The organism is Aeromonas sp. R5-1 (assembly GCF_040908265.1).
In the GTDB taxonomy this organism is placed as follows: Bacteria; Pseudomonadota; Gammaproteobacteria; order Enterobacterales; family Aeromonadaceae; genus Aeromonas; species Aeromonas caviae.
Window position 1 is genome coordinate 1 of the sequence record NZ_JBFODJ010000084.1, and the last position, 23,029, is coordinate 23,029.

At 60.7% G+C, this 23,029-nt stretch carries 22 protein-coding genes and 3 tRNA genes; 13 read left to right on the forward strand and 12 right to left on the reverse strand.

Going from position 1 to position 23,029, the window contains the following annotated elements:
* Nucleotides 1-18 precede the first annotated feature (18 nt).
* From AB5Y64_RS11905 to lolB, 8 genes are all read right to left on the reverse strand, one after another.
* Nucleotides 19-93, reverse strand: a tRNA-Gln gene (locus AB5Y64_RS11905).
* 8 nt (nucleotides 94-101) lie between these two features.
* Nucleotides 102-178 (reverse strand) — tRNA-Met (locus AB5Y64_RS11910).
* 235 nt (nucleotides 179-413) lie between these two features.
* A complete protein-coding gene (ychF, locus tag AB5Y64_RS11915) occupies nucleotides 414-1,505 on the reverse strand; it encodes a redox-regulated ATPase YchF (RefSeq protein WP_010673843.1) in 1,092 nt (363 codons plus the stop codon).
* Between the two features lie 131 nt (nucleotides 1,506-1,636).
* Nucleotides 1,637-2,233, reverse strand: coding sequence for an aminoacyl-tRNA hydrolase (gene pth / locus AB5Y64_RS11920; RefSeq protein ID WP_005298460.1), 597 nt, complete (start codon nucleotides 2,231-2,233; stop codon nucleotides 1,637-1,639).
* 249 nt (nucleotides 2,234-2,482) lie between these two features.
* Nucleotides 2,483-3,430 carry a ribose-phosphate pyrophosphokinase gene (locus AB5Y64_RS11925; protein WP_010673845.1) on the reverse strand — a complete coding sequence of 316 codons (948 nt, stop codon included), beginning with the start codon at nucleotides 3,428-3,430 and terminating at the stop codon, nucleotides 2,483-2,485.
* A gap of 239 nt (nucleotides 3,431-3,669) precedes the next feature.
* A tRNA-Gln gene (locus AB5Y64_RS11930) sits at nucleotides 3,670-3,744 on the reverse strand.
* Nucleotides 3,724-4,602, reverse strand: coding sequence for a 4-(cytidine 5'-diphospho)-2-C-methyl-D-erythritol kinase (gene ispE, locus AB5Y64_RS11935; RefSeq protein ID WP_201872253.1), 879 nt, complete (start codon nucleotides 4,600-4,602; stop codon nucleotides 3,724-3,726). The genes AB5Y64_RS11930 and ispE overlap by 21 nt, the downstream gene beginning before the upstream one ends.
* On the reverse strand, nucleotides 4,602-5,180 hold the full coding sequence (gene lolB, locus AB5Y64_RS11940) for a lipoprotein insertase outer membrane protein LolB (RefSeq protein ID WP_039039599.1): 579 nt from the start codon (nucleotides 5,178-5,180) through the stop codon (nucleotides 4,602-4,604). The genes ispE and lolB overlap by 1 nt, the downstream gene beginning before the upstream one ends.
* 125 nt (nucleotides 5,181-5,305) lie before the next feature.
* Here lolB and hemA point away from each other — a divergent pair, with 125 nt between their 5' ends.
* The 7 genes from hemA (at nucleotide 5,306) to AB5Y64_RS11975 (ending at nucleotide 12,211) form a co-directional block, all read left to right on the forward strand.
* The gene (gene hemA, locus AB5Y64_RS11945) at nucleotides 5,306-6,565 is read left to right on the forward strand and encodes a glutamyl-tRNA reductase (protein ID WP_039039600.1); all 1,260 of its coding nucleotides are present in this window, start codon (nucleotides 5,306-5,308) and stop codon (nucleotides 6,563-6,565) included.
* 50 nt (nucleotides 6,566-6,615) lie between these two features.
* On the forward strand, nucleotides 6,616-7,704 hold the full coding sequence (gene prfA / locus AB5Y64_RS11950; RefSeq protein WP_039039601.1) for a peptide chain release factor 1: 1,089 nt from the start codon (nucleotides 6,616-6,618) through the stop codon (nucleotides 7,702-7,704).
* Complete coding sequence (gene prmC / locus AB5Y64_RS11955; RefSeq protein WP_039039602.1) at nucleotides 7,704-8,537, forward strand: peptide chain release factor N(5)-glutamine methyltransferase; 834 nt, start codon at nucleotides 7,704-7,706, stop codon at nucleotides 8,535-8,537. The genes prfA and prmC overlap by 1 nt, the downstream gene beginning before the upstream one ends.
* Nucleotides 8,538-8,579: 42 nt before the next feature.
* Complete coding sequence (locus tag AB5Y64_RS11960) at nucleotides 8,580-8,963, forward strand: SirB2 family protein (protein WP_161470216.1); 384 nt, start codon at nucleotides 8,580-8,582, stop codon at nucleotides 8,961-8,963.
* Nucleotides 8,964-8,974: 11 nt separating this feature from the next.
* The gene (locus AB5Y64_RS11965) at nucleotides 8,975-9,775 is read left to right on the forward strand and encodes a SirB1 family protein (protein ID WP_041212584.1); all 801 of its coding nucleotides are present in this window, start codon (nucleotides 8,975-8,977) and stop codon (nucleotides 9,773-9,775) included.
* A gap of 11 nt (nucleotides 9,776-9,786) precedes the next feature.
* Nucleotides 9,787-10,641 carry a 3-deoxy-8-phosphooctulonate synthase gene (gene kdsA, locus AB5Y64_RS11970; RefSeq protein WP_368203854.1) on the forward strand — a complete coding sequence of 285 codons (855 nt, stop codon included), beginning with the start codon at nucleotides 9,787-9,789 and terminating at the stop codon, nucleotides 10,639-10,641.
* Nucleotides 10,642-10,927: 286 nt separating this feature from the next.
* The gene (locus tag AB5Y64_RS11975) at nucleotides 10,928-12,211 is read left to right on the forward strand and encodes a dicarboxylate/amino acid:cation symporter (RefSeq protein WP_010673854.1); all 1,284 of its coding nucleotides are present in this window, start codon (nucleotides 10,928-10,930) and stop codon (nucleotides 12,209-12,211) included.
* A gap of 79 nt (nucleotides 12,212-12,290) precedes the next feature.
* On the opposite strand, the gene grcA is transcribed toward AB5Y64_RS11975, so the two are convergent.
* Nucleotides 12,291-12,671 carry an autonomous glycyl radical cofactor GrcA gene (gene grcA, locus AB5Y64_RS11980; RefSeq protein WP_010673855.1) on the reverse strand — a complete coding sequence of 127 codons (381 nt, stop codon included), beginning with the start codon at nucleotides 12,669-12,671 and terminating at the stop codon, nucleotides 12,291-12,293.
* A 614-nt stretch (nucleotides 12,672-13,285) separates the two neighbouring features.
* Between grcA and ung the strand changes: the two genes are divergently transcribed.
* Both ung and AB5Y64_RS11990 read left to right on the forward strand, forming a co-directional pair.
* Entirely contained in the window at nucleotides 13,286-13,966 is a 681-nt protein-coding gene (gene ung / locus AB5Y64_RS11985) for a uracil-DNA glycosylase (RefSeq protein WP_010673856.1), read from the forward strand.
* A 160-nt stretch (nucleotides 13,967-14,126) separates the two neighbouring features.
* Nucleotides 14,127-14,672, forward strand: a complete 546-nt coding sequence (locus AB5Y64_RS11990; RefSeq protein ID WP_010673857.1) for a hemerythrin domain-containing protein — start codon at nucleotides 14,127-14,129, stop codon at nucleotides 14,670-14,672.
* A 93-nt stretch (nucleotides 14,673-14,765) separates the two neighbouring features.
* On the opposite strand, the gene AB5Y64_RS11995 is transcribed toward AB5Y64_RS11990, so the two are convergent.
* Together AB5Y64_RS11995 and tal are read right to left on the reverse strand one after the other, a co-directional pair.
* Nucleotides 14,766-14,945: a DUF3545 family protein gene (locus AB5Y64_RS11995; RefSeq protein ID WP_010673858.1), complete on the reverse strand. Its 180-nt coding sequence runs from the start codon at nucleotides 14,943-14,945 to the stop codon at nucleotides 14,766-14,768.
* Nucleotides 14,946-15,125: 180 nt separating this feature from the next.
* Complete coding sequence (tal, locus tag AB5Y64_RS12000; RefSeq protein WP_010673859.1) at nucleotides 15,126-16,076, reverse strand: transaldolase; 951 nt, start codon at nucleotides 16,074-16,076, stop codon at nucleotides 15,126-15,128.
* 724 nt (nucleotides 16,077-16,800) lie between these two features.
* Between tal and AB5Y64_RS12005 the strand changes: the two genes are divergently transcribed.
* The 4 genes from AB5Y64_RS12005 to yidZ all read left to right on the forward strand — a co-directional run bounded on the left by AB5Y64_RS12005 (nucleotide 16,801) and on the right by yidZ (nucleotide 22,075).
* A complete protein-coding gene (locus AB5Y64_RS12005) occupies nucleotides 16,801-18,231 on the forward strand; it encodes a sodium:alanine symporter family protein (RefSeq protein WP_010673860.1) in 1,431 nt (476 codons plus the stop codon).
* Nucleotides 18,232-18,410: 179 nt separating this feature from the next.
* Nucleotides 18,411-19,562 (forward strand): CMY-1/MOX family class C beta-lactamase, encoded by a 1,152-nt coding sequence (gene blaMOX / locus AB5Y64_RS12010; RefSeq protein WP_368203856.1) that lies wholly within the window; start codon nucleotides 18,411-18,413, stop codon nucleotides 19,560-19,562.
* Between the two features lie 292 nt (nucleotides 19,563-19,854).
* Entirely contained in the window at nucleotides 19,855-21,021 is a 1,167-nt protein-coding gene (locus AB5Y64_RS12015) for an MdtL family multidrug efflux MFS transporter (protein ID WP_368203858.1), read from the forward strand.
* Between the two features lie 10 nt (nucleotides 21,022-21,031).
* The gene (gene yidZ, locus AB5Y64_RS12020; RefSeq protein ID WP_368203859.1) at nucleotides 21,032-22,075 is read left to right on the forward strand and encodes an HTH-type transcriptional regulator YidZ; all 1,044 of its coding nucleotides are present in this window, start codon (nucleotides 21,032-21,034) and stop codon (nucleotides 22,073-22,075) included.
* On the opposite strand, the gene AB5Y64_RS12025 is transcribed toward yidZ, so the two are convergent.
* A protein-coding gene (locus AB5Y64_RS12025) for an IS630 family transposase (RefSeq protein WP_279988401.1) occupies nucleotides 22,014-23,028 on the reverse strand; the annotation gives its coding sequence in 2 pieces (ribosomal slippage) (nucleotides 22,014-22,580 and nucleotides 22,582-23,028; 1,014 coding nt in all). The two genes, yidZ and AB5Y64_RS12025, sit on opposite strands and share 62 nt — an antisense overlap.
* Nucleotide 23,029: the final 1 nt, after the last annotated feature.

Sequence of the window (23,029 nt, forward strand, 5' to 3'; positions counted from 1 at the left end):
CAAACATCATTCAAAAAATGGCTGGGGTACTAGGATTCGAACCTAGGGATGGCGAGATCAAAACCCGCTGCCTTACCGCTTGGCGATACCCCAACTAGAGATGGTGGCTATGACGGGATTCGAACCTGTGACCCCCGCATTATGAGTGCGATGCTCTAACCAACTGAGCTACATAGCCAACCGTGCTTCCAGTGAGTCGTTGCCTCGTCACTGTGCGGCCGGAATTATGCGTATCTGGCTCTGGGGCGTCAACCCTTTTTTTGTTTGAAAAAACGAATTTGGGTGCGTTTGGCGAGTTATTGGCCGCTGTCGTGCAAAAGCCCAACAATCTGGTTTTTTTTACGACATTCGCACCCAGATCGCGCCTCTGGCCAGATAAAAAAGAGGCCAGCAAATGCTGGCCTCTCATGGGGTTAGACGTTGAACAGGAAGTTCATGATATCGCCATCCTTGACGATGTAGTCTTTCCCTTCCGCGCGCATCTTGCCTGCTTCCTTGGCGCCTTGCTCACCCTTGTAGGTGATAAAGTCGTCGAAGGCGATGGTCTGGGCGCGAATAAAGCCTTTTTCGAAGTCGGTGTGGATCTTGCCCGCGGCCTGCGGGGCGGTGGCGCCTACGGGAATGGTCCAGGCGCGCACTTCTTTCACACCGGCGGTGAAGTAGGTCTGCAACTTGAGCAGCTCGTATCCGGAGCGGATCACCCGGTTCAGGCCCGGCTCCTCGATGCCCAGATCCGCCATGAACTCGGCGCGGTCTTCGTCGTCCAGCTCGGCGATGTCCGCCTCGATGGCGCAGCAGACGACCACGACAACGGCGTTCTCGGCGGCGGCTATCTCACGGACCTGATCCAGGTAGGGGTTGTTCTCGAAGCCATCTTCCGCCACGTTGGCGATGTACATGGTGGGTTTGAGGGTCAGGAAGTTGAGGTGGCTGACGGCGTCCAGCTCATCCTTGTCCAGCTTCATGCCGCGGATCATCTGGCCGTTTTCCAGGGCAACCTTGATCTTCTCCAGCACTTCCACTTCCAGCTTGGCATCCTTGTCGCCGCCCTTGGCACGCTTGGACTGGCGATTGATGGCGCGCTCGCAGGCATCCAGGTCGGAGAGGGCCAGCTCGGTGTTGATCACCTCGATGTCGTCGGCCGGGGAGACCTTGCCCGCCACGTGGACGATGTTCTCGTCCTCGAAGCAGCGCACCACGTGACCGATGGCTTCGGTTTCACGGATGTTAGCCAGGAACTGGTTGCCAAGGCCTTCGCCCTTGGAGGCACCGGCCACCAGGCCGGCGATGTCCACGAACTCCATGGTGGTCGGCACGACACGCTGCGGATTGATGATGGCCGCCAGCTGGTCGAGGCGGGGATCCGGCATGGGGACCACACCCGTGTTCGGCTCAATGGTGCAGAACGGGAAGTTGGCGGCTTCGATGCCGGCCTTGGTCAGCGCATTGAACAGGGTGGATTTGCCTACATTGGGCAGGCCCACGATACCGCATTTAAAACCCATGGATTGTTACCTTGTTGATGGATGCTTCAAGGGGCCGCGCGGGCGGCCCGTGTCGTGTTGCTTGACCCCGAGGCGAGGGATCTCGCCAGGGGCCGGTCATCTTGAACTGCCTGGCGATGCAGGCTGAAGGCCTAGACTTTCTCGGCCTTGAAACTGTGCAGGCGATTCATGGCCTTGGTCATGTCCTGCTTGAACAGGATGTCGGTGGCGCGCAGGGACTCGTCCAGTGCGGCGTCGATCAGGCTCTGTTCGCTGCTGGGGGCCTTGGTCAGCACGAAACCGGCGACCAGCTCCTTGGCGCCCGGGTGACCTATCCCCAGTCGCAGCCGGAAGAAATTATTGTTGTTGCCCATTCTGGCAATGATGTCCTTGAGGCCGTTATGGCCGCCGTGACCGCCCCCTTGCTTGAATTTGGCGATGCCGGGGGGCAGGTCCAGCTCATCGTGGGCCACCAGCATGGCTTCCGGCTCGATCTGGTAGAAGCGGGCGAGCGCGGCCACCGCCTTGCCGGAGAGGTTCATGTAGGTGTTCGGGATGAGCAGGCGCACATCCTGGCCATCCACCTGGATGCGGGCGGTGTGGCCGAAGAACTTGGGCTCTTCGCGCAGGCTGACGTTGTGCCAGCGTGCCAGTTGCTCCACATACCAGGCGCCCGCATTGTGGCGGGTCTTGGCATATTCGGGGCCGGGATTACCCAGCCCGACAATCAGTTTGATTTGACTTGTCACGCTTGATGTCTTCACTCGCTACTTGCCATGGGCGGATGACCCGGGGCAATGGGACGCAATATTCTAGCCGCCGAGTGGCGATCACTCAACCAAAGTGCGGCAAGGTCGGGGAAAAGCCGGACAGAAGGGCTCGGGTGGGGTGGCTCGTCCGAGGTTTTCGTCTCTTGCCGAGTGGAGGCTGGCGGCTGGCGCCAGGCACCCAAAAAAACAAAAACCGCCATTCGGCGGTTTTTGTCACAACAGGGTCTATCAATGCTCGAACATGGCAGAGATGGACTCTTCGTTGCTGATGCGGCGAATCGCTTCGGCCAGCACGGAGGAGAGGGTCAGCTGCTTGACCTTGCCGACTGCCTTCATCTCCGGGGTGAGCGGGATGGAGTCGGTGATGATCAGCTCGTCGATGACCGAATTCTTGATGTTTTCAACGGCGGTGCCGGAGAAGACAGGGTGGGTCGCATAGGCGAACACGCGCTTGGCACCACGCTCTTTCAGCGCTTCGGCCGCTTTGCACAGGGTGCCGCCGGTGTCGATCATGTCGTCGACGATGACGCAGTCACGACCAGCCACGTCGCCGATCAGGTGCATGACCTGGGAGACGTTAGGACGGGGACGACGCTTGTCGATGATGGCGATGTCGGTGTCGTCCAGCAGCTTGGCGATGGCACGGGCACGGACCACGCCGCCGATGTCCGGTGACACGACCACGGGGGATTCGAGGTTCTTGGCCTTCATGTCTTCCAGCAGCACCGGGCTGCCGAACACGTTGTCGACGGGGACGTCGAAGAAGCCCTGGATCTGCTCGGCATGCAGGTCAACGGTCAGCACACGGTCCACACCCACGCTGGAGAGGAAGTCGGCGACGACCTTGGCGGTGATGGGCACACGTGCGGAGCGGACGCGGCGGTCCTGACGGGCATAACCAAAGTAGGGGATAACGGCAGTGATACGGCCAGCTGAAGCACGACGCAGTGCATCCACCATGACGATCAATTCCATCAAATTGTCGTTGGTCGGGGCACAGGTGGATTGAATGATGAAGATATCGCCACCGCGTACATTCTCGTTGATCTGTACGCTGATCTCGCCGTCGCTAAAGCGACCTACGGCAGCATTGCCGAGTTTGATAAACAGGCGATCTGCGATCTTCTGGGCTAGTTCCGGCGTTGCGTTACCAGCAAACAGCTTCATGTCAGGCACGGTTTGAAACCTCGGGGTTGCATCCAGTATGTGGGGAGTCTGATTTTAGACCCGTATCGTTTGGGGGCAAACGATTTAGCAAGATGACGGACAAGGTCTCTGGGCGATGTCGAGGATGGCGTCTCATCACCCGCAGGGTGGGTGGACGGGAATCCACCTTGAGCGCCATCGCGTCAGATTGGCCCAAGACACATCGACGAGGTCAACACCTCCCGATGCGGCCTCAACAAGGAGAGAGTTGGCTGGGGTACTAGGATTCGAACCTAGGAATGGCGAGATCAAAACCCGCTGCCTTACCGCTTGGCGATACCCCAATCACTCACTTGTTGCAAAGTGACGAAGAGTGGTGATATGTTCTCGCCCTTGGCGACAAACCCATCCCAGCCTTTCGGCACTCTTGCCAACACCTTCCGAGCAGCCAATTCGTCTTCAAATCGAGCAAAGACGCAGGCGCCAGTGCCCGTCATTCTTGACGGCGCGTATTCTAGCAACCAGCCGAGCGCATTGGCAACCTCGGGGTGGCGCTTTTTCACCAGCAGCTCGCAATCGTTTTTCCACTCTCCTGCCAGCAGATTGTCCAGGGTCATCTTGGGGGTGTTGCGGGGCAGGTCGGGATCCTGGAACACGGCGGCGGTGGCCACATGGCAATCCGGCTTGAGTACCAGGTACCAGGCATCCGGCACCGCGATCTGTTGCAACCGCTCCCCCACGCCTTCGGCGAAGGCGGCCTTGCCCCGCACGAACACCGGCACGTCGGCGCCCAACTGCACGCCGAGCTCGGCCAGCTCGTCTTCACTCAAGCCGGCTTGCCAGAGGTGGTTCAAGGCCACGAGGGTGGTGGCCGCGTCCGACGAGCCGCCCCCGATGCCACCGCCCATGGGTAGTACCTTCTCCAGCCGGATATGGGCTCCCTGCGGACTGGCCAACCGGCTCTGCAACAGTCGCGCAGCCCGGATGATGAGGTTCTGTTCATCGGGCACGCCGGGAATGGCCGGGCTCAGGGTGAGTTGGTCGCTGCCCGTGAGCGGCTCAAACTCCAGCCAGTCCCCGTGATTGAGAAAGATGAAGAGGGTCTGCAGTTCGTGGTAGCCATCGGGGCGGCGGCCGTTGACGTGCAGGAAGAGGTTGAGCTTGGCCGGGGCTGGCCAGCGGATCGGCGCCTGGTCGTGCATCATGGTGCCAGGGTCCACTCGTTGATCTGCAGCTTGAGACGGCTCTCCTGCCCGGTCATGGTGAGCAGGTGGGGCAGGCGATAGCCGTCTTGATCCCGATAGTCCCCGTAGACGATCTGCCACTGGCCGTCGCGCACGCTGGCGAGGCTGGCATCGGGGTTGAGCTCGAATTCGGCCTGCCCCGGCAATCCCTTGATCCACTCAGGCAGCCCGGCCACCGGAATGTGCCAGCCGGTGAGCTGATAGACCAGGAGCTCGGCATCCTGGCTCTGGTGCTGTTTTCCGTCGTTGTCGAGCAGAGTCACCTCGCCGCCGGTGCGGGAGAGTTCCAGAATATGGGTGCCGATGAGGCTGGTGAGGTTGAGGCGATAGTCGTCGCCGTTTTGCTGCCAGTTGAGGCGAGCGCTGCCCTTCTGGCGGGCGGTGATGATGGCCATTTTGCCCGACAACTGCCAGTGTGTGAGGCGTTCGAGGCGGGCGCGCTCCTGCTGCCAGTTGACCTGATCCCGCTGGGGTTGGGTGGTGGTACAGCCCGCCAGCACCAGCAGGCAGGCGAGGGAGAAGATACGCAACAACAAGGTGGAGCTCCGCAGATGAGGTTTGCGACAGTATAAGGGGCGGCCGTATTGCTTTTAAAGACTTACCCTTTCTCGTACAATTGTCGGCCTCTACACCCTGTGCATGAAACGATCATCACCCACCCATGAGTCTGTTTGCCCTCGGAATCAACCACAACACCGCCAGTGTCGCCTTGCGGGAGCGGGTCGCCTTTGGCCCGGACCGCATCGATCGCGCCCTGCGTGAGCTGGTGGAGCAGCCTGGCGTCAGCGAGGCGGTGATCGTCTCCACCTGCAACCGCACCGAGCTCTATTGCAGCCTGGAGCAGGGGCAGGGGGAGCAGGTGCTGAACTGGTTGCAGCGGTTCCACGCGCTGGAGGCGAGCGAGGTGCTCTCCGCCATCTACCGGCACCAGGACGAGGAAGCGGTGCGACACCTGATGCGGGTGGCCTGCGGCCTCGACTCCCTGGTGCTCGGGGAGCCGCAGATCCTGGGGCAGATCAAGCAATCCTACGCCCACGCCCAGCAGGCGGATGCGGTGAAAGGATCCCTGGAGCGCCTGTTCCAGAAATCCTTCTCGGTGGCCAAACGGGTGCGCACCGACACCGAGATCGGCGCCAGCGCAGTGTCGGTGGCCTTCGCCGCCGTGAGCCTGGCCCGCCGTATCTTCTCCGATCTCTCCCAGACCAAGGTGCTGCTGGTGGGCGCCGGTGAAACCATCGAACTGGTGGCCCGCCACCTGCGCGAGCAGAGCGTGACCCGGATGATGGTGGCGAACCGGACCCTGCAACGGGCCCAGTTGCTGGCAGAGGAGTTCGGTGCCCAGGTAATGACCCTGGAGGAGATCCCGGACTACCTGCACGAGGCGGACATCGTCATCAGCTCCACGGCAAGCCCCCTGCCCATCATCGGCAAGGGCATGGTGGAGCGGGCGCTCAAGGCGCGTCGCTTCAAGCCCATGTTCCTGGTGGATATCGCCGTGCCCCGCGACATTGAAGCCGAGGTGGACGAGCTTTCCGATGCCTATCTCTACACGGTGGACGATCTGCAGGGCATCATCGAGCAGAACCTGGAGACCCGCAAGCGGGCGGCCGCCGAGGCGGAACTCATCGTGCAGGAAGAGCGCGACGAGTTCATGGGCTGGTATCGCAGCCAGCACTCGGTGGATCTCATTCGCGATTATCGCCATCAGTCACAGCAGGTCGCCGACGAAGAGTTGCAGCGGGCCCTGCTGGCCCTGCAACAGGGTGAAAATGCCGAGCAGGCGCTCAAGGCCATGGCCCATCGCCTCACCAACAAGCTGATCCACGCACCGACCCAGGCCCTGCGCCAGGCCGCCGCCCAGGGGGACAGCCACAAGCTGGCCCAACTGCGTCAGGTGCTGGGATTGTCACAAGAATCATAGTGTTGGGACGGCCCTTTGCCGTCCCGTCCTCCATCGAGAATCCAAGAGTCATGAACCCCTCATTGATCAGAAAGCTGGAAGGCCTCATCGAGCGCCATGAAGAAGTACAGGCCTTGCTCGGGGAGCCCGGGGTCGCCTCGGATCAGGACAGATACCGCGCCCTGACCCGGGAATACGCCCAGCTGGAAGATATCGTTCACGCCTTCCAGCGTTTCCGCCAGGCCGAAGAGAACCTCGACACCACCCGGCTGATGCTAGAGGAAGAGGATGCCGAGCTGCGGGAGATGGCGCAGGAGGAACTGCCGCTCGCTAAGGCGACCTTCGAGGAGCAGGAGCAGGCGCTTCAGGTGATGCTGTTGCCGCGCGACCCCAAGGATGACAACAACTGCTATCTGGAAATCCGCGCCGGTGCCGGTGGCGACGAGGCGGCCATTTTCGCGGGGGATCTGTTCCGCATGTACTCCCGCTACGCCGAGCGTCAGGGGTGGCGTGTCTCCATCGTCAGCTGCAATGACGGCGAACACGGTGGCTACAAGGAGGTGATCGCCAAGGTGGACGGCGAGCACGTCTACGGCCGCCTCAAGTTCGAGTCCGGCGGCCACCGGGTGCAGCGAGTCCCCGAGACCGAATCCCAGGGCCGGGTGCACACCTCCGCCTGTACCGTGGCCGTGCTGCCCGAAGTGCCGGAAGCCGAGCAGGTGGAGATCAACCCCTCCGAGCTGAAGATCGACACCTTCCGCGCCTCCGGTGCCGGCGGCCAGCACGTCAACAAGACCGACTCCGCCATCCGCATCACCCACCTGCCCACCGGGCTGGTGGTGGAGTGCCAGGACGAGCGCTCCCAGCACAAGAACCGCGCCAAGGCGATGTCGGTGCTCTCCGCTCGCCTGCAGGCGGCCGAGGACGAACGCCACCGCGCCGCCGAGCAGAGTACCCGCCGCAACCTGGTGGGCTCCGGGGATCGCTCCGAGCGCATCCGCACCTACAACTATCCCCAGGGGCGTCTCTCCGAGCACCGGATCAACCTCACCCTCTATCGTCTGGGCGACATCCTGGAAGGGGATCTGGACTGCGTGATCACCCCCCTGGTGCAGGAGTATCAGGCGGATCAGCTCGCCTCCCTGGCCGAGAGCAACTGATGCAGATCCAGCAGGCCCGCGCCCATATCATGGCGACCCTGGCCTCCGGGGAATCCCCCCGTGCCGACGCCGATGCCCTGCTCTGTCATCTGCTGGATTGTCGGCGCAGCTATCTGATGACCTGGCCGGAGCACGAGCTCGATGCCGCCCAGCAGGCGACCCTGGCGGGCTGGCTTGCCCGTCGCCTCAATGGTGAGCCCATTGCCCACCTCATCGGCGAGCGGGAGTTCTGGTCGCTGCCGCTGAAAGTGAGCCCGGCCACCCTGATCCCGCGCCCCGATACCGAGGTGCTGGTGGAACAGGCGCTGGCCCGCCTGCCGGGCGGCCCCTGCGCCCTGCTGGATCTGGGCACGGGCACCGGTGCCATCGCCCTTGCACTCAAGTCTGAGCGACCGGATGCCGATGTATGGGCGGTGGACAGGATGCCGGCCGCGGCCGCGTTGGCCCGCACCAACAGCGCCGCCCTGGGGTTGCCCATCGAGGTGCGCGACGGCAGCTGGTTTGCGCCGCTCTCGGATGCACCGCGCTTTGCGATGATCGTCTCCAACCCGCCCTATATCGACGGGACGGACCCCCATCTTCACGAGGGGGACGTGCGCTTCGAGCCGCGCTCCGCCCTGGTGGCGGAGGAGCAGGGGCTGGCGGATATCCGCCTCATCGTCACCCAGGCGCCCGCCCATCTGGTGCCAGGTGGCTGGCTGTTGCTGGAACACGGCTGGGATCAGGGGGAGGCGGTGCGTCAACTCCTGCTGCAACAAGGCTACGTCCAGGTGGAAACCGTGCGCGATTACGGCGATAACGAGCGGGTGACCCTGGGGCGCCTGGCTCAGTGATATGACGGGCGGGCCCGGTCTGCCCCTGTTCAAGGAAATCTTATGTATGTTGTTCTCAAGCATCTGCACCTCACCCTGATTGCCGGGGCCGTGCTGATGTTTATCCTGCGCTTTTACTGGTTGCAGACCGGCTCCGCGCTGGCAGGGGGCGCCCGCACCCTCAAGATCAGCGGCTGGCTCAACGGCCTGGTGGTGCTCTCCGGTGCGCTGCTCTGCATGGTGCTGGGTCTCAACCCCCTCAACAACGCCATCCCCTGGCTGGCCGAGAAGCTGACCGCCATCCTGGTGGTGGCGTTTCTGGCCATGATGGCGCTGCGCCTGGCCCGCAGCAACGGCATCCGCTGGTTTGCCTTCCTGGGCGCACTGGGGTGGATCTTCTTTATCGCCAAGCTTGCGGTGCAAAAGCAGGCCAGCCTGTTCGGCTAGGAAGGATGACGATGATACGTGTGGATGAGTGGACCGACTTCGAGGCTCACGATCTGGCCGAGCTGGCGCTGTCGGTGAGCGACGAGATCCGGGGCCATGGCGGCACGGGAGAGGCCGAGCTTGCCCGCCTCGATGCCTGGCTGGACGAAACGATTGCCGAGGGAGACTGCGACGAGGTGCGCCGTCAGCTGTTGCAGGGTTTCTACCAGACCCTCGGCTTTCGTGGCGACTGGCAGGATTACTTCTCGTCCGCCAACTGCGATCTGGACCAGGTGCTGGCAAGGCGCAAGGGGATCCCGGTCAGTCTCGGCATCCTCCTCATCCAGCTGGGTCGCAAGATAGGGCTGGATGTGGAGGGGATCTGCTTCCCCGGCCATTTCCTCCTGAGTTTTGCTGGTCTGGACGGGGAGGTCTATGTGGACCCCTTCAACGGTGATGAACTGAGCCGGCACCGCATCGAACTGCTGCTGCGCGGTGCCCTCGGCAACCTGGCGAGTCTGAGCGATGATCATCTGCAGCCATCGGGGCAGTGGGAGATCATCGAGCGCTTGCTCAATGTCAGCAAGGGCGCCCTGCTGCGCGAGGAGCGCATGACGGAGGCGTTGCGCTGCAGCGAGCTGCTGCTGCGCATGAAGCCCGGCGATCCGCTGGAGACGCGGGATCGGGGCTTCATCTATGAGCAACTCGATTGCCCGCGCTTTGCCGCCGACGATTTCGAATACTTTATTGAACAATGCCCTGATGATCCCGTGGCCGATGTGCTGAAAACCCAGCTGGCCACCCTGGACCTCAGTCCCAAGCCCCTCCATTAAGGATCCCTGAGATGGAACAGAAGAATATCAAGGTCAACCAGATCGACGTCGCCAACGACAAACCTTTCGTGCTGTTCGGCGGCATGAACGTGCTGGAATCCCGCGACATGGCGATGGCGGTGTGCGAGAAGTACGTGGAAGTGACCAGCAAGCTCGGCATCCCGTTCGTGTTCAAGGCGAGCTGGGACAAGGCCAACCGCTCCTCCATCCACTCCTATCGCGGCCCGGGTCTGGAAGAGGGGATGAAGATCTTCCAGGAGCTGAAAGCGACCTTCGGCATGCCGGTGATCTCCGATCTGCATGAGCCCCATCAGGCCAAACCGGTCGCCGAGGTGGTCGACGTCATCCAGCTGCCCGCCTTCCTGGCGCGCCAGACCGATCTGGTGGAGGCCATGGCCCGCACCGGCAACGTCATCAACATCAAGAAGCCGCAATTCCTGAGCCCAAGCCAGATGAAGAACATCACCGACAAGTTCGAGGAGTGTGGCAACGATCGCCTGATCCTCTGCGAGCGCGGTGCCAACTTCGGCTATGACAACCTGGTGGTGGACATGCTGGGCCTGGGCGTCATGAAGAAGAGCACCGGCGGCTATCCGGTCATCTTTGACGTCACCCACTCCCTGCAGTGCCGTGATCCCCTGGGAGCGGCCTCCGGCGGTCGCCGCGAGCAGGTGACCGAGCTGGCCCGTGCCGGCATGGCGGTGGGCCTCGCCGGTCTCTTTATCGAATCCCACCCGGATCCGAAAATTGCCCGCTGCGACGGCCCGAGCGCTCTGCCGCTGGAGAAGCTGGAAGGCTTCCTCAAGCAGATGAAGGCCATCGACGATCTGGTCAAGGGCTTCGAGCCCCTCGATACTTCGGTCTGATCCAGGCTTAGGTTGAAAAATGCCCCGCTCTGCGGGGCATTTTTATTTCTTCCGTCTTCACATGGCGCCGCTTCATGGTCATTACTGCAAGGTTGCTGTGGTGTTAATGATGTTAAATATATTGTGTGATTGATGTCGCTAAATTGATTCTTATAACGTGTGAAAGTGCCGCCGTCGGAATGGCGAAATGGCATGAACCGGGTGAGAGGTGTGAACTGTCTCGCCGCGGATCCCTGCACGCGTTTTTTGCCATCGCCCGTGTCAATTAATTAACAGGACGTTGAGCATGCACAAGAAAATAGTCAGCAGCCTCTACTTTCAGGTGATATTGGCCATCACCATCGGAATATTGCTGGGGCACTTCTATCCGAGCCTGGGCGCCGATATGAAACCCCTCGGCGATGGTTTCGTGAAATTGATCAAGATGATCATTGCCCCCGTTATTTTCTGTACCGTGGTGACGGGGATCGCCGGCATGGAGAGCATGAAGGCAGTCGGCAAGACGGGGGCCATCGCGCTCATCTATTTCGAGGTGGTGAGCACCCTGGCGCTGATCATCGGCCTGTGCGTGGTCAACCTGCTGCAACCCGGGGTCGGCATGAACGTGGACCCCTCCTCGCTGGATGCCAGCGCCATCTCCGCCTATGCGGAGCAGGCTCAGTCACAGGGCATCGTCGCCTTCCTGCTGGACGTGATCCCGGCCAGCGTGATCGGCGCCTTTGCCAGCGGCAATATTCTCCAGGTGCTGCTGTTTGCGGTGCTGTTTGGTTTTTCCCTGCATCATATCGGTGAGAAGGGTAAGGCTATTTTCAATATCATCGACGGCTTCTCCCAGGTTATTTTCGGGATCATCAACATGATCATGAAATTGGCACCTGTCGGGGCATTTGGTGCCATGGCGTTTACCATAGGAAAATATGGCATCGGCTCCCTGGTACAGCTCGGGCAATTGATCGCCAGCTTCTATCTGACCTGTCTGCTGTTTATTTTCCTGGTGCTTGGCAGTATCGCCAAGGCAAATGGCTTCAGCATAGTGCGCTTTATTTCCTACATCCGGGAAGAGCTGCTGATCGTGCTCGGCACTTCCTCATCGGAATCCGTATTGCCGCGCATGCTGGTGAAGATGGAGGCGCTGGGCTGCAAGAAATCGGTGGTGGGCCTGGTGATCCCGACCGGTTACTCCTTCAACCTGGACGGCACCTCCATCTACCTGACCATGGCCGCCGTCTTCATCGCCCAGGCGACCAACACCCCGCTGGACTTGTTCCATCAGCTCACTCTGCTGGTGGTGCTGCTCATCTCCTCCAAGGGGGCGGCCGGGGTCACGGGCAGCGGCTTCATCGTGCTGGCGGCGACCATCTCGGCGGTGGGACATCTGCCGCTGGCCGGGCTGGCGCTGATCCTCGGGATTGATCGCTTCATGTCGGAGGCGCGCGCCCTGACCAACCTCATCGGCAACGGGGTGGCGACCCTGGTGGTAGCTCGTTACTGCGATCAGCTCGACGAGGCCACCATGCAGGACGCCCTGGCGAAACCCGTGGTGGCAAGGCCGGTGGACCTGCGAAGCTGAGCCAGGTTCCGGCGGTGATCATCACCCATGAAAAAACGGCCCGAGGGGGCCGTTTTTTTATCTCTTTACGCAGGGCGCCTTACAGGCTCTGGGTGAAGGTGCGGGTGACCACGTCACGCTGCTGCTCCGGGGTCAGGGCGTTGAAACGCACGGCGTAACCGGAGACGCGGATGGTGAGCTGCGGGTATTTTTCCGGGTTGGCGATGGCGTCTTCCAGGGTTTCGCGGCGCAGTACGTTGACGTTCAGGTGCTGACCCCCTTCGACCACAGGCTCTTGCTGAACCGGCAGTTCACGGTATTCGAATTGACCCAGGTCGGAGAGGCTGACTTCCTGATCGGCGGCAAAGCTGTCGCCCTTGGCGCAGATGCAGCGAGCCTGTTGTTTCTCTTCGTCCAGCAGCCAGAAAGAGTTCAGCAGAGCGGCGTTGGCGGACTGGGTGATTTGGATGCCCTTGATCATGGTATGACTCCTCATAGGAAAGCGGATTCAACGGTAAGCACATTACCCTGATGTTTTTAAACCACCTCTTGGAAGGAATGATTTAACGGGGCCTTGCCTTACACCTTTACTTCGTTGGGGCCATATATACCACGACGGTAATATTACGAAAATTGATCCAAATCAATAAAACCCCATTTTGCACGCATTAAAAGGGATTAAATCATTGAGTTGAATCAAAAACAGATCATTTTTCTGTTTTTGTAAGATATATGAATTATGCATTTTTTATTATTCATATCTAGTAATTTAACTACACCTTTAGGGTTTATTTCTGGCGTCAGCGAAAACCGGCCTGCCCATGAGGCTTGTCCGAAGGACATCCTGTTATTCCTGTGTCGACGCAGCCCCGGTCATTGCCCGTGAACGCCGCCGCCACTTCCCAGGCTGGCCAGGCTGAGCCTGACCTCCATGCGGTTGCGTCTTGGGGGCGAGGACCCTATCCTGAGCCCCTTGCTCTATTGACCGAGGAGATAGCGGTGCCAAGCTGGACAGAAGGCGGGGAGTGGGGAGAGGGAGAGGCTGGCATGCCAGCCAGGATGGAAGGAGTGGATTCGCAACGAGAGGAGACGGGTGTGCTGACCTGGAAAGATGTGATTGGTTCGGAGAAAGAGCAGGCGTATTTCATGGACACCCTGGCCACCGTCAGGGCCGAGCGGGAGGCGGGCAAGGTGATCTATCCCCCGGCGACCGAGGTATTCAATGCCTTCAAACTGACCGAGCTGGATGACGTCAAGGTGGTGATTCTGGGGCAGGATCCCTATCACGGCCCGGACCAGGCGCACGGCCTCTGTTTCTCCGTCTTGCCCGGAGTGCGCACGCCGCCGTCCCTCGTCAACATCTACAAGGAGATGCAGCGGGATCTGCCGGGTTTTGTCACACCCAATCACGGATTCCTGGAATCCTGGGCCAGACAGGGAGTGCTGCTGCTCAATACGGTGCTGACGGTCCAGGCGGGCATGGCGCACTCTCACGCCCACCTGGGGTGGGAGACCTTTACCGATCGGGTCATCGAGCGGATCAATGCCCATTGCCAGGGAGTTGTCTTCCTGCTGTGGGGCGCTCATGCCCAGAAGAAAGGGCGCTTCATCGACCGGTCGCGCCACCATGTGCTGAGCGCCCCCCATCCCAGCCCGCTCTCTGCCCATCGCGGTTTCATCGGTTGCGGCCACTTCTCCGAGGCCAATCGCCTGCTGGTCCAGCAAGGACGCAGTCCCATCGACTGGCTCTCGGTCTGCGCCGATCCGGCGGCCTGACGCCGTGCATGCACAGGGGAAATGGTGTCCCCTGTGCCTCCTGTGGTGAGAGGCTGGTGCAGCCGCTGTCTGCATCCGACTTGATTGAGTGCAAAGTTCAGGCAATAAATGACCGTATACTCGAGACAGACGTTTTCTCATTTCAGTGCAAGGAGTGCCCATGTTATCCAGTCTGCATAAGGACCACCTCAACATCACCCGGTTGCTGACGCTGCTCAAGCAAAAGCTGGCGGCCATTCGCAATGAGCAGCCGGTGAGCTACTTCCTGCTGCGGGATGTGGTGGATTATCTGCGCGAGGTATCTGACAAGTACCACCACCCGAAGGAAGACATGATTTATGACTACTACCTGAAATACAGGGTGGTGGAGGGGGAAGTGGCCAACCGGTTGCACGAGGAGCACGCCCGTCTGCTGGATGCAGGGACCGAGCTCAAGGAGATGGTGGAGATGATCCTGATGGATGCGGTCATCCCGCTGGATCAGTTCGTGGCCTGTCTGGAGCAGTTCATCGAGCAGCAGGAGGCGCACATGAACTATGAGGAAGGGGTCATCTTCCCCCATCTGCGCGACTCCCTGACCGAGGATGACTGGCGTCATCTCGAACAGCTCTGGCAGAACCGGGCCATCAATGATCCCCTGTTCGGGGCGGAGGTGAGCCAGCACTTCCAGGCGCTGGCCAAACAGCTCTCGCTGCCTGCAGCCTGACAGGATCACCCATAAAAACAGCGCCCCGGTCAATCCGGGGCGCTGTTTTTATGGCTCCACTCGCTGGAGTGAAACATGGGCGACGTGGGCGTATCAGAGCTCCAGGTCGTCCGATCCTTCATAGGCGATGTCGATGGCCTGCAGCTCCTTTTGCAGGCGGTGCTTGTCTTTAAGCGCCTCAATCTCACGCCATTTGCGTTTTTTTCCCGTTGTCCCGCGGCTACGTGAACCCAGCTCAACGACCTCGTCAAAATCGAAGTTGAACATGTCCATGGCTCCCTCCTTGGTTTTATGGTTTTCACCATCCGTATAACACGACGCCTTTGAAAATAAAACGTTTTTATGACGAAGTTGTGACAACCGGAAACAGGCACAAAAAAACCGGGCTGCCCTTTCGGGAGCCCGGTTTTTGCAGCGCCACTTCGCTCTGTGAGAGCCGTGTGGCGAGCGGCCTTACAGGTGGCTTGCCAGCATGGTTTCCAGCTTGCCCTGGTCGATGGCGAACAGGCGGATGCCTTCCCCCAGTTTCTCGACTGCCATGGCGTCCTGGTTCAGCTCCCAGCGGAATTCGGCTTCGGTCATCGGGGCCGGTTTGGCTGTGCGCTCGCCGGTGTAGTCCAGTTTGCGCACCACGGTGCCTTCGGCCTTGCTCAGCTCTTCCAGCAAAGCGGGGCCAATGGTCAGGCGGTCGCAGCCGGCCAGTTCCAGGATTTCGCCGGTGTTGCGGAAGCTCGCGCCCATGACCACGGTCGGGTAGTCGTGCTGCTTGTAGTAGTTGTAGATGGCGGTGACGGAGACCACGCCCGGATCTTCACTGGCGGTGTAGTCACGGCCGTTCTTGGCCTTGTACCAGTCGAGGATGCGGCCCACGAACGGGGAGATGAGGAAGGCGCCGGCTTCGGCACAGGCACGAGCCTGGGCGAAGGAGAACAGCAGGGTCAGGTTGCACTGGATACCCTCTTTCTCCAGCACCTCGGCGGCACGGATCCCTTCCCAAGTGGAGGCCAGCTTGATCAGGATGCGATCATTGCTGATGCCGGCTTCGTTGTAGAGGCGGATCAGCTTGCGGGCCTTGGCGATGCTGGCGTCGGTGTCGAAGGAGAGGCGGGCGTCCACTTCGGTGGAGATGCGGCCCGGGACGATTTTCAGCACTTCGAGGCCGATGTTGACCGCCAGCTTGTCGCCTGCGTCGATGATTTGCTGTGCCTTGTCCTGGCTCTGGGATTTGGCCCAGGCAATGGCGTCCTGGATCAGGGCTGCGTACTCGGGGATCTCGGAGGCCTTGAGTACCAGAGAGGGGTTGGTGGTGGCATCGATGGGCTGGTAGCGCTTGATGGCTTCGATGTCGCCGGTATCGGCAACCACTGTGGTCAGGGCTTTCAGCTGGGTCAATTTATCGGCCATGGCAAATATCATCTCTTTATGAGGGAGCAATCCCAGGGTGGCGGGCATGAGACGGCAGTTCTGAAATTAAATTACAAGATCCCGGCGGCTCAGGCTCAGAAAGGGGCGATGGGCAGGCCCCATCGTCATTGCCTGCCTAATTAATACGGATGTGGCGCATCCTGCAATAGGGGGGCTTGTATGCGAATCAGCCAGGTGGTGAAAGCGGTACCGGCTGTCGGGTGAAAGTGTTTGATAAAAAAAGAGTTTTATTCATGGTGTGGCGGCTGGCTCCGACATGGAAAAGCGCAATTATTTTGGTGGATTCATGAATTTGTGCGGGAGGTCACATAAATAGTTCTGTCAGCTACTTGAAATTTAATTACGTGTAAAACGTTTTGCGTTACAACCCCTTGCCGATGAGGCATGAGAGGCAAACGCTTGTCTCCCTGGTTTCGTTTCACTCAGCGGTTTTTACCCCCATGGGATGAGTTGTAAAATGGTTCTCTATTGGCTCTAATTTGTGTGGGGCTGGGTTGCGCATCAATTTTTGTTGATTTATTGCGTGCTAAATGAAGCTTTTTTGCATCAAATTGCTCGTTTTTTGTCTCCCCAGTGAGCCCTGTCACTATTCTGAATTCCCTCGCTATGCTAGATTCCGCCCCTTCGGCGCAATGCTGGTTCGGAAATTGACAGAGAGCGGTCAGCGCAGACTGGCCATGGATGTGATAACAACGAGAGAATTATGGACACCTTGATTGCAATGATTAACGACCTGATGTGGGGAGCCGTGCTCATTTACCTGCTGATCGGGGTCGGTATCTTCTTTACCTTCCGTCTGGGCTTTATCCAGATCCGCCACTTCGGCCACATGTTCTCGGTCCTGCGCAACAGTCGCAAATCCGACAGCGCCGGCATCTCCTCCTTCCAGGCTCTGTGTACCAGCCTGGCGGCACGCGTCGGGACGGGCAATCTGGCCGGTGTGGCCGTCGCCATCTATCTGGGTGGCCCTGGCGCCGTCTTCTGGATGTGGCTGATCGCCTTCATCGGCATGGCCACCGCCTTCGTGGAGAGCACCCTGGCCCAGCTCTACAAGGTCAAGGATGAGGATGGCAACTACCGGGGCGGTCCCGCCTACTACATGGAGCGCGGCCTCGGCATGCGCTGGATGGGGGTGGTCTTCTCCCTCTGCCTGCTGCTGGCCTTCGGTCTGGTGTTCAACGCGGTGCAGGCCAACTCCATCAGCCTGGCCATGAACGTCGCCTTCGGCATCCCTGACTGGGTGAGCGGTCTGGCCCTGGTGGTGCTCTCCGGCCTCATCATCTTCGGCGGCATCCGCGGCATCGCCCGTTTCGCCGAGCTGGTGGTGCCCTTCATGGCGCTCGCCTACATCCTGATGGCGCTGTTCGTGGTGGCCATGAACATCAGCGAGCTGCCCGGCGTGCTGGCCCTGATCATCAAGTCTGCGTTCGGCATCGAGCAGGCGGGTTCCGGCGCCATGGGCTATGCCATCTCCCAGGCGATGATCAACGGCATCAAGCGCGGCCTCTTCTCCAACGAGGCGGGCATGGGCTCTGCCCCCAATGCTGCCGCCACCGCCACCCCCTATCCGCCGCACCCGGCCTCCCAGGGTTATGTGCAGATGCTGGGTGTCTTCCTCGATACCATCGTCATCTGTACCTGTACTGCCGCCATCATCCTGATGTCCGGCCAGTTCGAGCCGGGCTCCGGTGTGACCGGTGTCGAGCTGACCCAGCGTGCGCTCTCCTCCCAGGTGGGCGGCGGTGGCAACATCTTCATCGCAGCGGCCATCTTCTTCTTCGCCTTCACCTCCATCGTGGCGAACTACTCCTATGCGGAGACCAACCTGGTGTTCCTCGAGCACAACCACAAGGGCGGCCTGATGCTGTTCCGGATGTTCGTGCTGGGCATGGTGATGTTCGGCTCCGTGGGCGAGCTGCCGACCGTGTGGGCTCTGGCGGATGTCTCCATGGGGCTGATGGCCATCGTCAACCTGGTGGCCATCCTGCTGCTCTCCGGCGTCGCCATCAAGCTGGCCAAGGACTACAACGACCAGCTCAAGCTGGGGCGCGTCCCCACCTTCGATGCCAACAAGTACCCCGAGCTGCGCAGTCAGCTGGAAGAGGGGATCTGGGACAACCCGGGCAAGAAATAAGCCCGTGTTGCAAGGTGATTGAAGGGGAGCCATGGCTCCCCTTTTTCATGGGTAAAAAGAGGGGGTGGCTTCACACAGACTTCACAGAGCCTCATCGGCAGCACACCTCGTGGGACTATGCTGGGCTCATCAGTCGCCGCCATGGCGATACCTTGCTAACGACAGTCAGGAGACATGCTATGCAACAACGACAATCCATCCTGTGGGGCGCTTTGGCCACCCTGATGTGGGCCGGTCTGGCTCATGCCGGTGACAAGGCGGCGACCGATCCCCTGCGCCCCGTGGTGGATGCCAGCATCCGGCCGCTGCTCAAGGAGCACAGGATCCCGGGCATGGCGGTGGCCGTGCTCAAGGATGGCAAGGCCCACTATTTCAACTACGGTGTGGCCGATCGGGAGCGCGCGGTCGGTGTCAGCGAGCAGACCCTGTTCGAGATAGGCTCCGTGAGCAAGCCCCTGACCGCGACCCTAGGAGCCTATGCGGTGGTCAAGGGAGCGATGCAACTGGATGACAAGGCGAGCCGGCACGCCCCCTGGCTCAAGGGATCCGCCTTTGACAGCATCACCATGGGGGAGCTGGCTACCTACAGCGCGGGCGGCTTGCCGCTGCAATTCCCCGAGGAGGTGGATTCGCTCGAGAAGATGCAGGCCTACTACCGCCAGTGGACCCCAGCCTACTCGCCGGGTTCCCATCGCCAGTACTCTAACCCCAGCATAGGGCTGTTCGGCCACCTGGCGGCGAGCAGCATGAAGCAGCCGTTTGCCCAGTTGATGGAGCAGACGCTCCTGCCGGGGCTTGGCCTGCACCACACCTATGTCAATGTGCCGAAGCAGGCCATGGCGAGTTATGCCTATGGCTATTCGAAAGAGGACAAGCCCATCAGGGTCAGCCCCGGCATGCTGGCGGACGAGGCCTACGGCATCAAGACCAGCTCGGCGGATCTGCTGCGCTTTGTGAAGGCCAACATCAGCGGGGTGGATAATGCGGCCATGCAGCAGGCCATCGATCTGACTCACCAGGGCCAGTATGCGGTGGGGGAGATGACCCAGGGACTGGGCTGGGAGCGTTACGCCTATCCCGTCAGCGAGCAGACGCTGCTGGCGGGCAACTCCCCGGCGATGATTTACAATGCGAACCCGGCGGCGCCCGCGCCCGCTGCAACAGGGCACCCTGTGCTCTTCAACAAGACCGGCTCGACCAACGGCTTCGGGGCCTATGTGGCCTTCGTGCCGGCCAAAGGGATTGGCATCGTCATGCTGGCCAATCGCAACTACCCCAACGAGGCGCGCATCAAGGCGGCTCACGCCATCCTGACGAAACTGGCCAGGTAATGGTGCGCCTTCGCTGAGCCTTGAGGGCACGTCGCATCGCGGCGTGCCCGTTACCTCGGACCCGACCCCTCAAGGGCGACCTGGCAGGGGGCGGGTCGATGAGCATGCCAATCCGGGCCTCTCCTGCGGGAGATGTCCGGATTGGCATCCACCGAGTGCCATCTCGTCACTAGGCCCCGGCAGGCCGCCCGCTCTATAGTGCCCGGCATCTTCCTCTGCTTTTGCAGGATTGAGTTGTCAATCTCGCTGACAGCGCACCTGTGATGGTGAAACCTGCTGCTATGGAGCCTTCATGGGTATGTTTCTGCTGTGTACTTTTCTGATGATCATCCTCTATCCCCTCGGGATCGATCTCTATCTGGTGGCCGTCCCCCGCATTGCGCAAACCCTGCAGGGGAGCGAGGCGCAGATCCACACCGCTTTTTCCATCTATCTGCTGGGCATGGCGGCTACCGTGCTGCCGGGGGGCATGCTGGCGGATCGCCATGGCAGGCGCCCCGTGGTGCTGGGGGGCGCCCTCATCTTCGTGGTCGCTTCCCTGGTGGCGGCGGAGGCAACCGGCATCGCCCAGTTTTATCTGGGGCGTTTCTGGCAAGGGGTGGGCGCTGGAGCGCTCTACATCATGACCTTCACCGTGCTGCGGGATGTGCTGAGCCAGGCGCGCCTCGCGATGGCTCTCTCCCTCATCAACGGCGTGATCTGCGTCATTCCGGTGCTGGCTCCCGTACTCGGTTATCTCATCCTGTCGCACTTCGAGTGGCGCGGCATCTTCGTGGGCATGGCGCTGGTGGCCGCCATCAGTGCCCTGGTCAACCTGCGACTGCTCAAGGAGACCCGCCCCGCCCGCCAGCCTGCGGGGGCATCGCCGCTGGCCCTGCTGGGCATGGCCCCCTTCATGCTGCGCGCCTTGCTGACCAGCGCCAGCGTGACCGCCATCCTGGTCTATGTGAGCGTCTCGCCCCTCGTCCTGATGACCACGTTCGGCCTGCCTCCCGAGCAGTACACCCGGCTGATGATGGCGATGGCCGGGGTGAGCATGTCCGCTTCCTTCCTGACCCCCTTGCTGCTGCGCTGGCTCGGCAAGGCAAGGGTGCTGGCGCTCTCCCATCTCGCCTACCTGCTGGCCTTGCTCGCCCTGTTGTGCAGCAGCGGGCCCGAAGGCGGCCTGTCCTGGCTGCTGGCGGGGTGTTCCCTGGTCTGCATCGGGTTTTCCTGCGGGTTCGGGGTGGCGATGGGGGAGGCGCTGGATGTGTGCGGGGATCAGGTGGCATCGGCCAGTGCCCTGCTCTGCATCATGCAGATAGGGTTGTCCGGGCTCTTCATCTGGGGGATGGGCCATCTGGGGATGCCTGCGCTCTGGATGCTGATCCTGGCACTCCTGCTGGCGCTGCTCGGTTACCTGGTGGTCAAGGTGCTGCTACCATGGCGTGCGATCCGGCGAGTCCGGGCTCGGGGATAGGAGAGACGCGATGCGCAATCTGGGTGAACTCGATTTGAACCTGCTGGTGGTCTTCAGGCACCTGATGCAGGAGCGCAGCGTGGCGGGGGCGGCCAAGAAGCTGTGTGTCACCCCGTCGGCGGTGAGCAAGGCGCTTGGCAAGCTGCGGGACTGGTTTGGGGACCCCCTCTTCGTGCGCGTGCGCCAGGGCTTGCAGCCGACCAATCTCTCCCTGACCCTGGCGGAGGAGCTCAAGACCTGGTTCCAGCTCACCGAGAGCATCAGCACCCTCAACAGCGAGGCGATCCCCGAGGGGGCCCGCTTCAGTCTGGTGATGGAGTCCCCCTTTGGCATCAGCTTCCTGAGCGAGCTGCCCACGACCATCTACCAGAAGTACCCCCACTCCGTGGTCAGGATGCTGGGCTGGGATCACCACTCTCTCAACGACATCGTCAACGGGGAGGCGGATCTCGGCTTCTGCGCCCGGGAGACCCACGGCCGCTCCCATGCCAGGGTCAACCGGCTGCCCTATTACATCGATCATGAGGTGCTGTTCTGCGATCGTCCCGTGGTGTTCCTGCGCAAGGATCACCCCTTGCTCGGGCAGACGTGGTCGCTGACCCGCTTTCTGGCCTGCCCCCAGGTGAGCGTGGTGTGGGAGGCCAGCGACAGCTGGGCACTGGATGATCTGCTGGAGGACGAAGGCCACAGGCGGCAGGTGCCCATCATGGTGGCGAGCTTCGAGCAGGCGCTGCACATCGCCGCCCAAAAGAGCCACGAGCTGATCGCCGTGGTGCCTTCATATTGCGCGGACTATGCCGCCAGACACCACCCCGACCTCATCGCCATGCCGTTGCCGCTGGAAGAGTCCCTCTATGCCCAGCTGGAGATCGCCTTCATCCTGCTGTGGCACAAGCGCCACAATCAGGATGCCAAGGTGATGTGGTTGCGGGGGGAGATCCGGCGGCTCTATGGCCTGGCCGCGGCGGGGATGATACCAATCGGATTAAACATTAGGTCAGTTTTATCCAATCTCGGCTACAAAGTGACATCACCCGCTCCACATCGGCAATAAAGTGCTTCCAGGCCGATGTGCAGGCATCAAGGATGTCGTCGTAATCCTTGAAGCTGCGATTAGCCAACACATGCTGACGAAGCCAGCTCCATACCTGTTCAATGGGATTGAGTTCGGGAGAATAGGGAGGGAGCTTGATCAGGCTGAGATTGGGGAAGTCATCCGCACATTCCATGGTATGCCATCCGGCGCCGTCCATGATCACCACCGCATGACGACCCGGCTTTGTTCGTGCTGCAATCAGTGCCAAGTGCTGCTTCATCACCTCCCGGTTTACCAGAGGACTGAGCAAGGCTTCCGTTGTCCCGGTTGCAGGGCAGACGGCACCGAAGAGATAGACGTACTCGAATTGTTGTTGCTGAATAGCTCGGGGGCGACTGCCACGCCTGGCCCACAGTCGGGTAGTCGTATTTTGTTGACCAAACCGGGCTTCGTCCTGAAACCAGACATCGACATTGGCAAGCGCAACATGACCCGGGATGTTAAGGATCGTTTCCAGCTGGAAGTTTTTTAAAAGCTTCCTGCACCTGCCCATCCTGCTTCGGATGTCGTGAGCGACTGGTTATCCAGGAAAACCCCAGCTCTCTGAGGAGGCGGTAGACATTGGAGAGTTCATAGGCCACACCAAACTCTCGTTCGATATACGTTTGAATATCAGTACCTTGCAGTCGTCCCCCGATGGCCAGCCGGCTTTGTTGGTCGATATATTCGCTAAGCTGGGATAGCTGTTCGGCGCCGAGCTTGGCGGGTCGGCCTGGTGGACGGACACTATCCAGCCCCGCCACGCCGTGTAGCAAGAAGTTGCTCACCCATTTGTTGACACTTGTGCGGCTGACTTTGAGAAAGCGGGCAATGTCAGTTCTGGAATGACCTTCTTGAAAGTGTGCTAACGCCAGGAATCGCATGCGTTTCCTGGCGTTGGTTTCTGCCTTGGCGAGGGCCAAGAAATCGATT

What these genes read in the sequence shown, in the direction of transcription:
- AB5Y64_RS12015 (WP_368203858.1), top strand. Translation starts at nt 19,855, where the DNA reads ATGGGTATGTTTCTGCTGTGTACTTTTCTGATGATCATCCTCTATCCC.
- AB5Y64_RS11990 (WP_010673857.1), top strand. Translation starts at nt 14,127, where the DNA reads ATGTTATCCAGTCTGCATAAGGACCACCTCAACATCACCCGGTTGCTG.
- AB5Y64_RS11960 (WP_161470216.1), top strand. Translation starts at nt 8,580, where the DNA reads ATGTATGTTGTTCTCAAGCATCTGCACCTCACCCTGATTGCCGGGGCC.
- ispE (WP_201872253.1), bottom strand. Translation starts at nt 4,602, where the DNA reads ATGCACGACCAGGCGCCGATCCGCTGGCCAGCCCCGGCCAAGCTCAAC.
- AB5Y64_RS11975 (WP_010673854.1), top strand. Translation starts at nt 10,928, where the DNA reads ATGCACAAGAAAATAGTCAGCAGCCTCTACTTTCAGGTGATATTGGCC.
- yidZ (WP_368203859.1), top strand. Translation starts at nt 21,032, where the DNA reads ATGCGCAATCTGGGTGAACTCGATTTGAACCTGCTGGTGGTCTTCAGG.
- prfA (WP_039039601.1), top strand. Translation starts at nt 6,616, where the DNA reads ATGAACCCCTCATTGATCAGAAAGCTGGAAGGCCTCATCGAGCGCCAT.
- grcA (WP_010673855.1), bottom strand. Translation starts at nt 12,671, where the DNA reads ATGATCAAGGGCATCCAAATCACCCAGTCCGCCAACGCCGCTCTGCTG.
- ychF (WP_010673843.1), bottom strand. Translation starts at nt 1,505, where the DNA reads ATGGGTTTTAAATGCGGTATCGTGGGCCTGCCCAATGTAGGCAAATCC.
- tal (WP_010673859.1), bottom strand. Translation starts at nt 16,076, where the DNA reads ATGGCCGATAAATTGACCCAGCTGAAAGCCCTGACCACAGTGGTTGCC.
- blaMOX (WP_368203856.1), top strand. Translation starts at nt 18,411, where the DNA reads ATGCAACAACGACAATCCATCCTGTGGGGCGCTTTGGCCACCCTGATG.
- AB5Y64_RS11965 (WP_041212584.1), top strand. Translation starts at nt 8,975, where the DNA reads ATGATACGTGTGGATGAGTGGACCGACTTCGAGGCTCACGATCTGGCC.
- AB5Y64_RS11995 (WP_010673858.1), bottom strand. Translation starts at nt 14,945, where the DNA reads ATGGACATGTTCAACTTCGATTTTGACGAGGTCGTTGAGCTGGGTTCA.
- AB5Y64_RS12005 (WP_010673860.1), top strand. Translation starts at nt 16,801, where the DNA reads ATGGACACCTTGATTGCAATGATTAACGACCTGATGTGGGGAGCCGTG.
- prmC (WP_039039602.1), top strand. Translation starts at nt 7,704, where the DNA reads ATGCAGATCCAGCAGGCCCGCGCCCATATCATGGCGACCCTGGCCTCC.
- kdsA (WP_368203854.1), top strand. Translation starts at nt 9,787, where the DNA reads ATGGAACAGAAGAATATCAAGGTCAACCAGATCGACGTCGCCAACGAC.
- hemA (WP_039039600.1), top strand. Translation starts at nt 5,306, where the DNA reads ATGAGTCTGTTTGCCCTCGGAATCAACCACAACACCGCCAGTGTCGCC.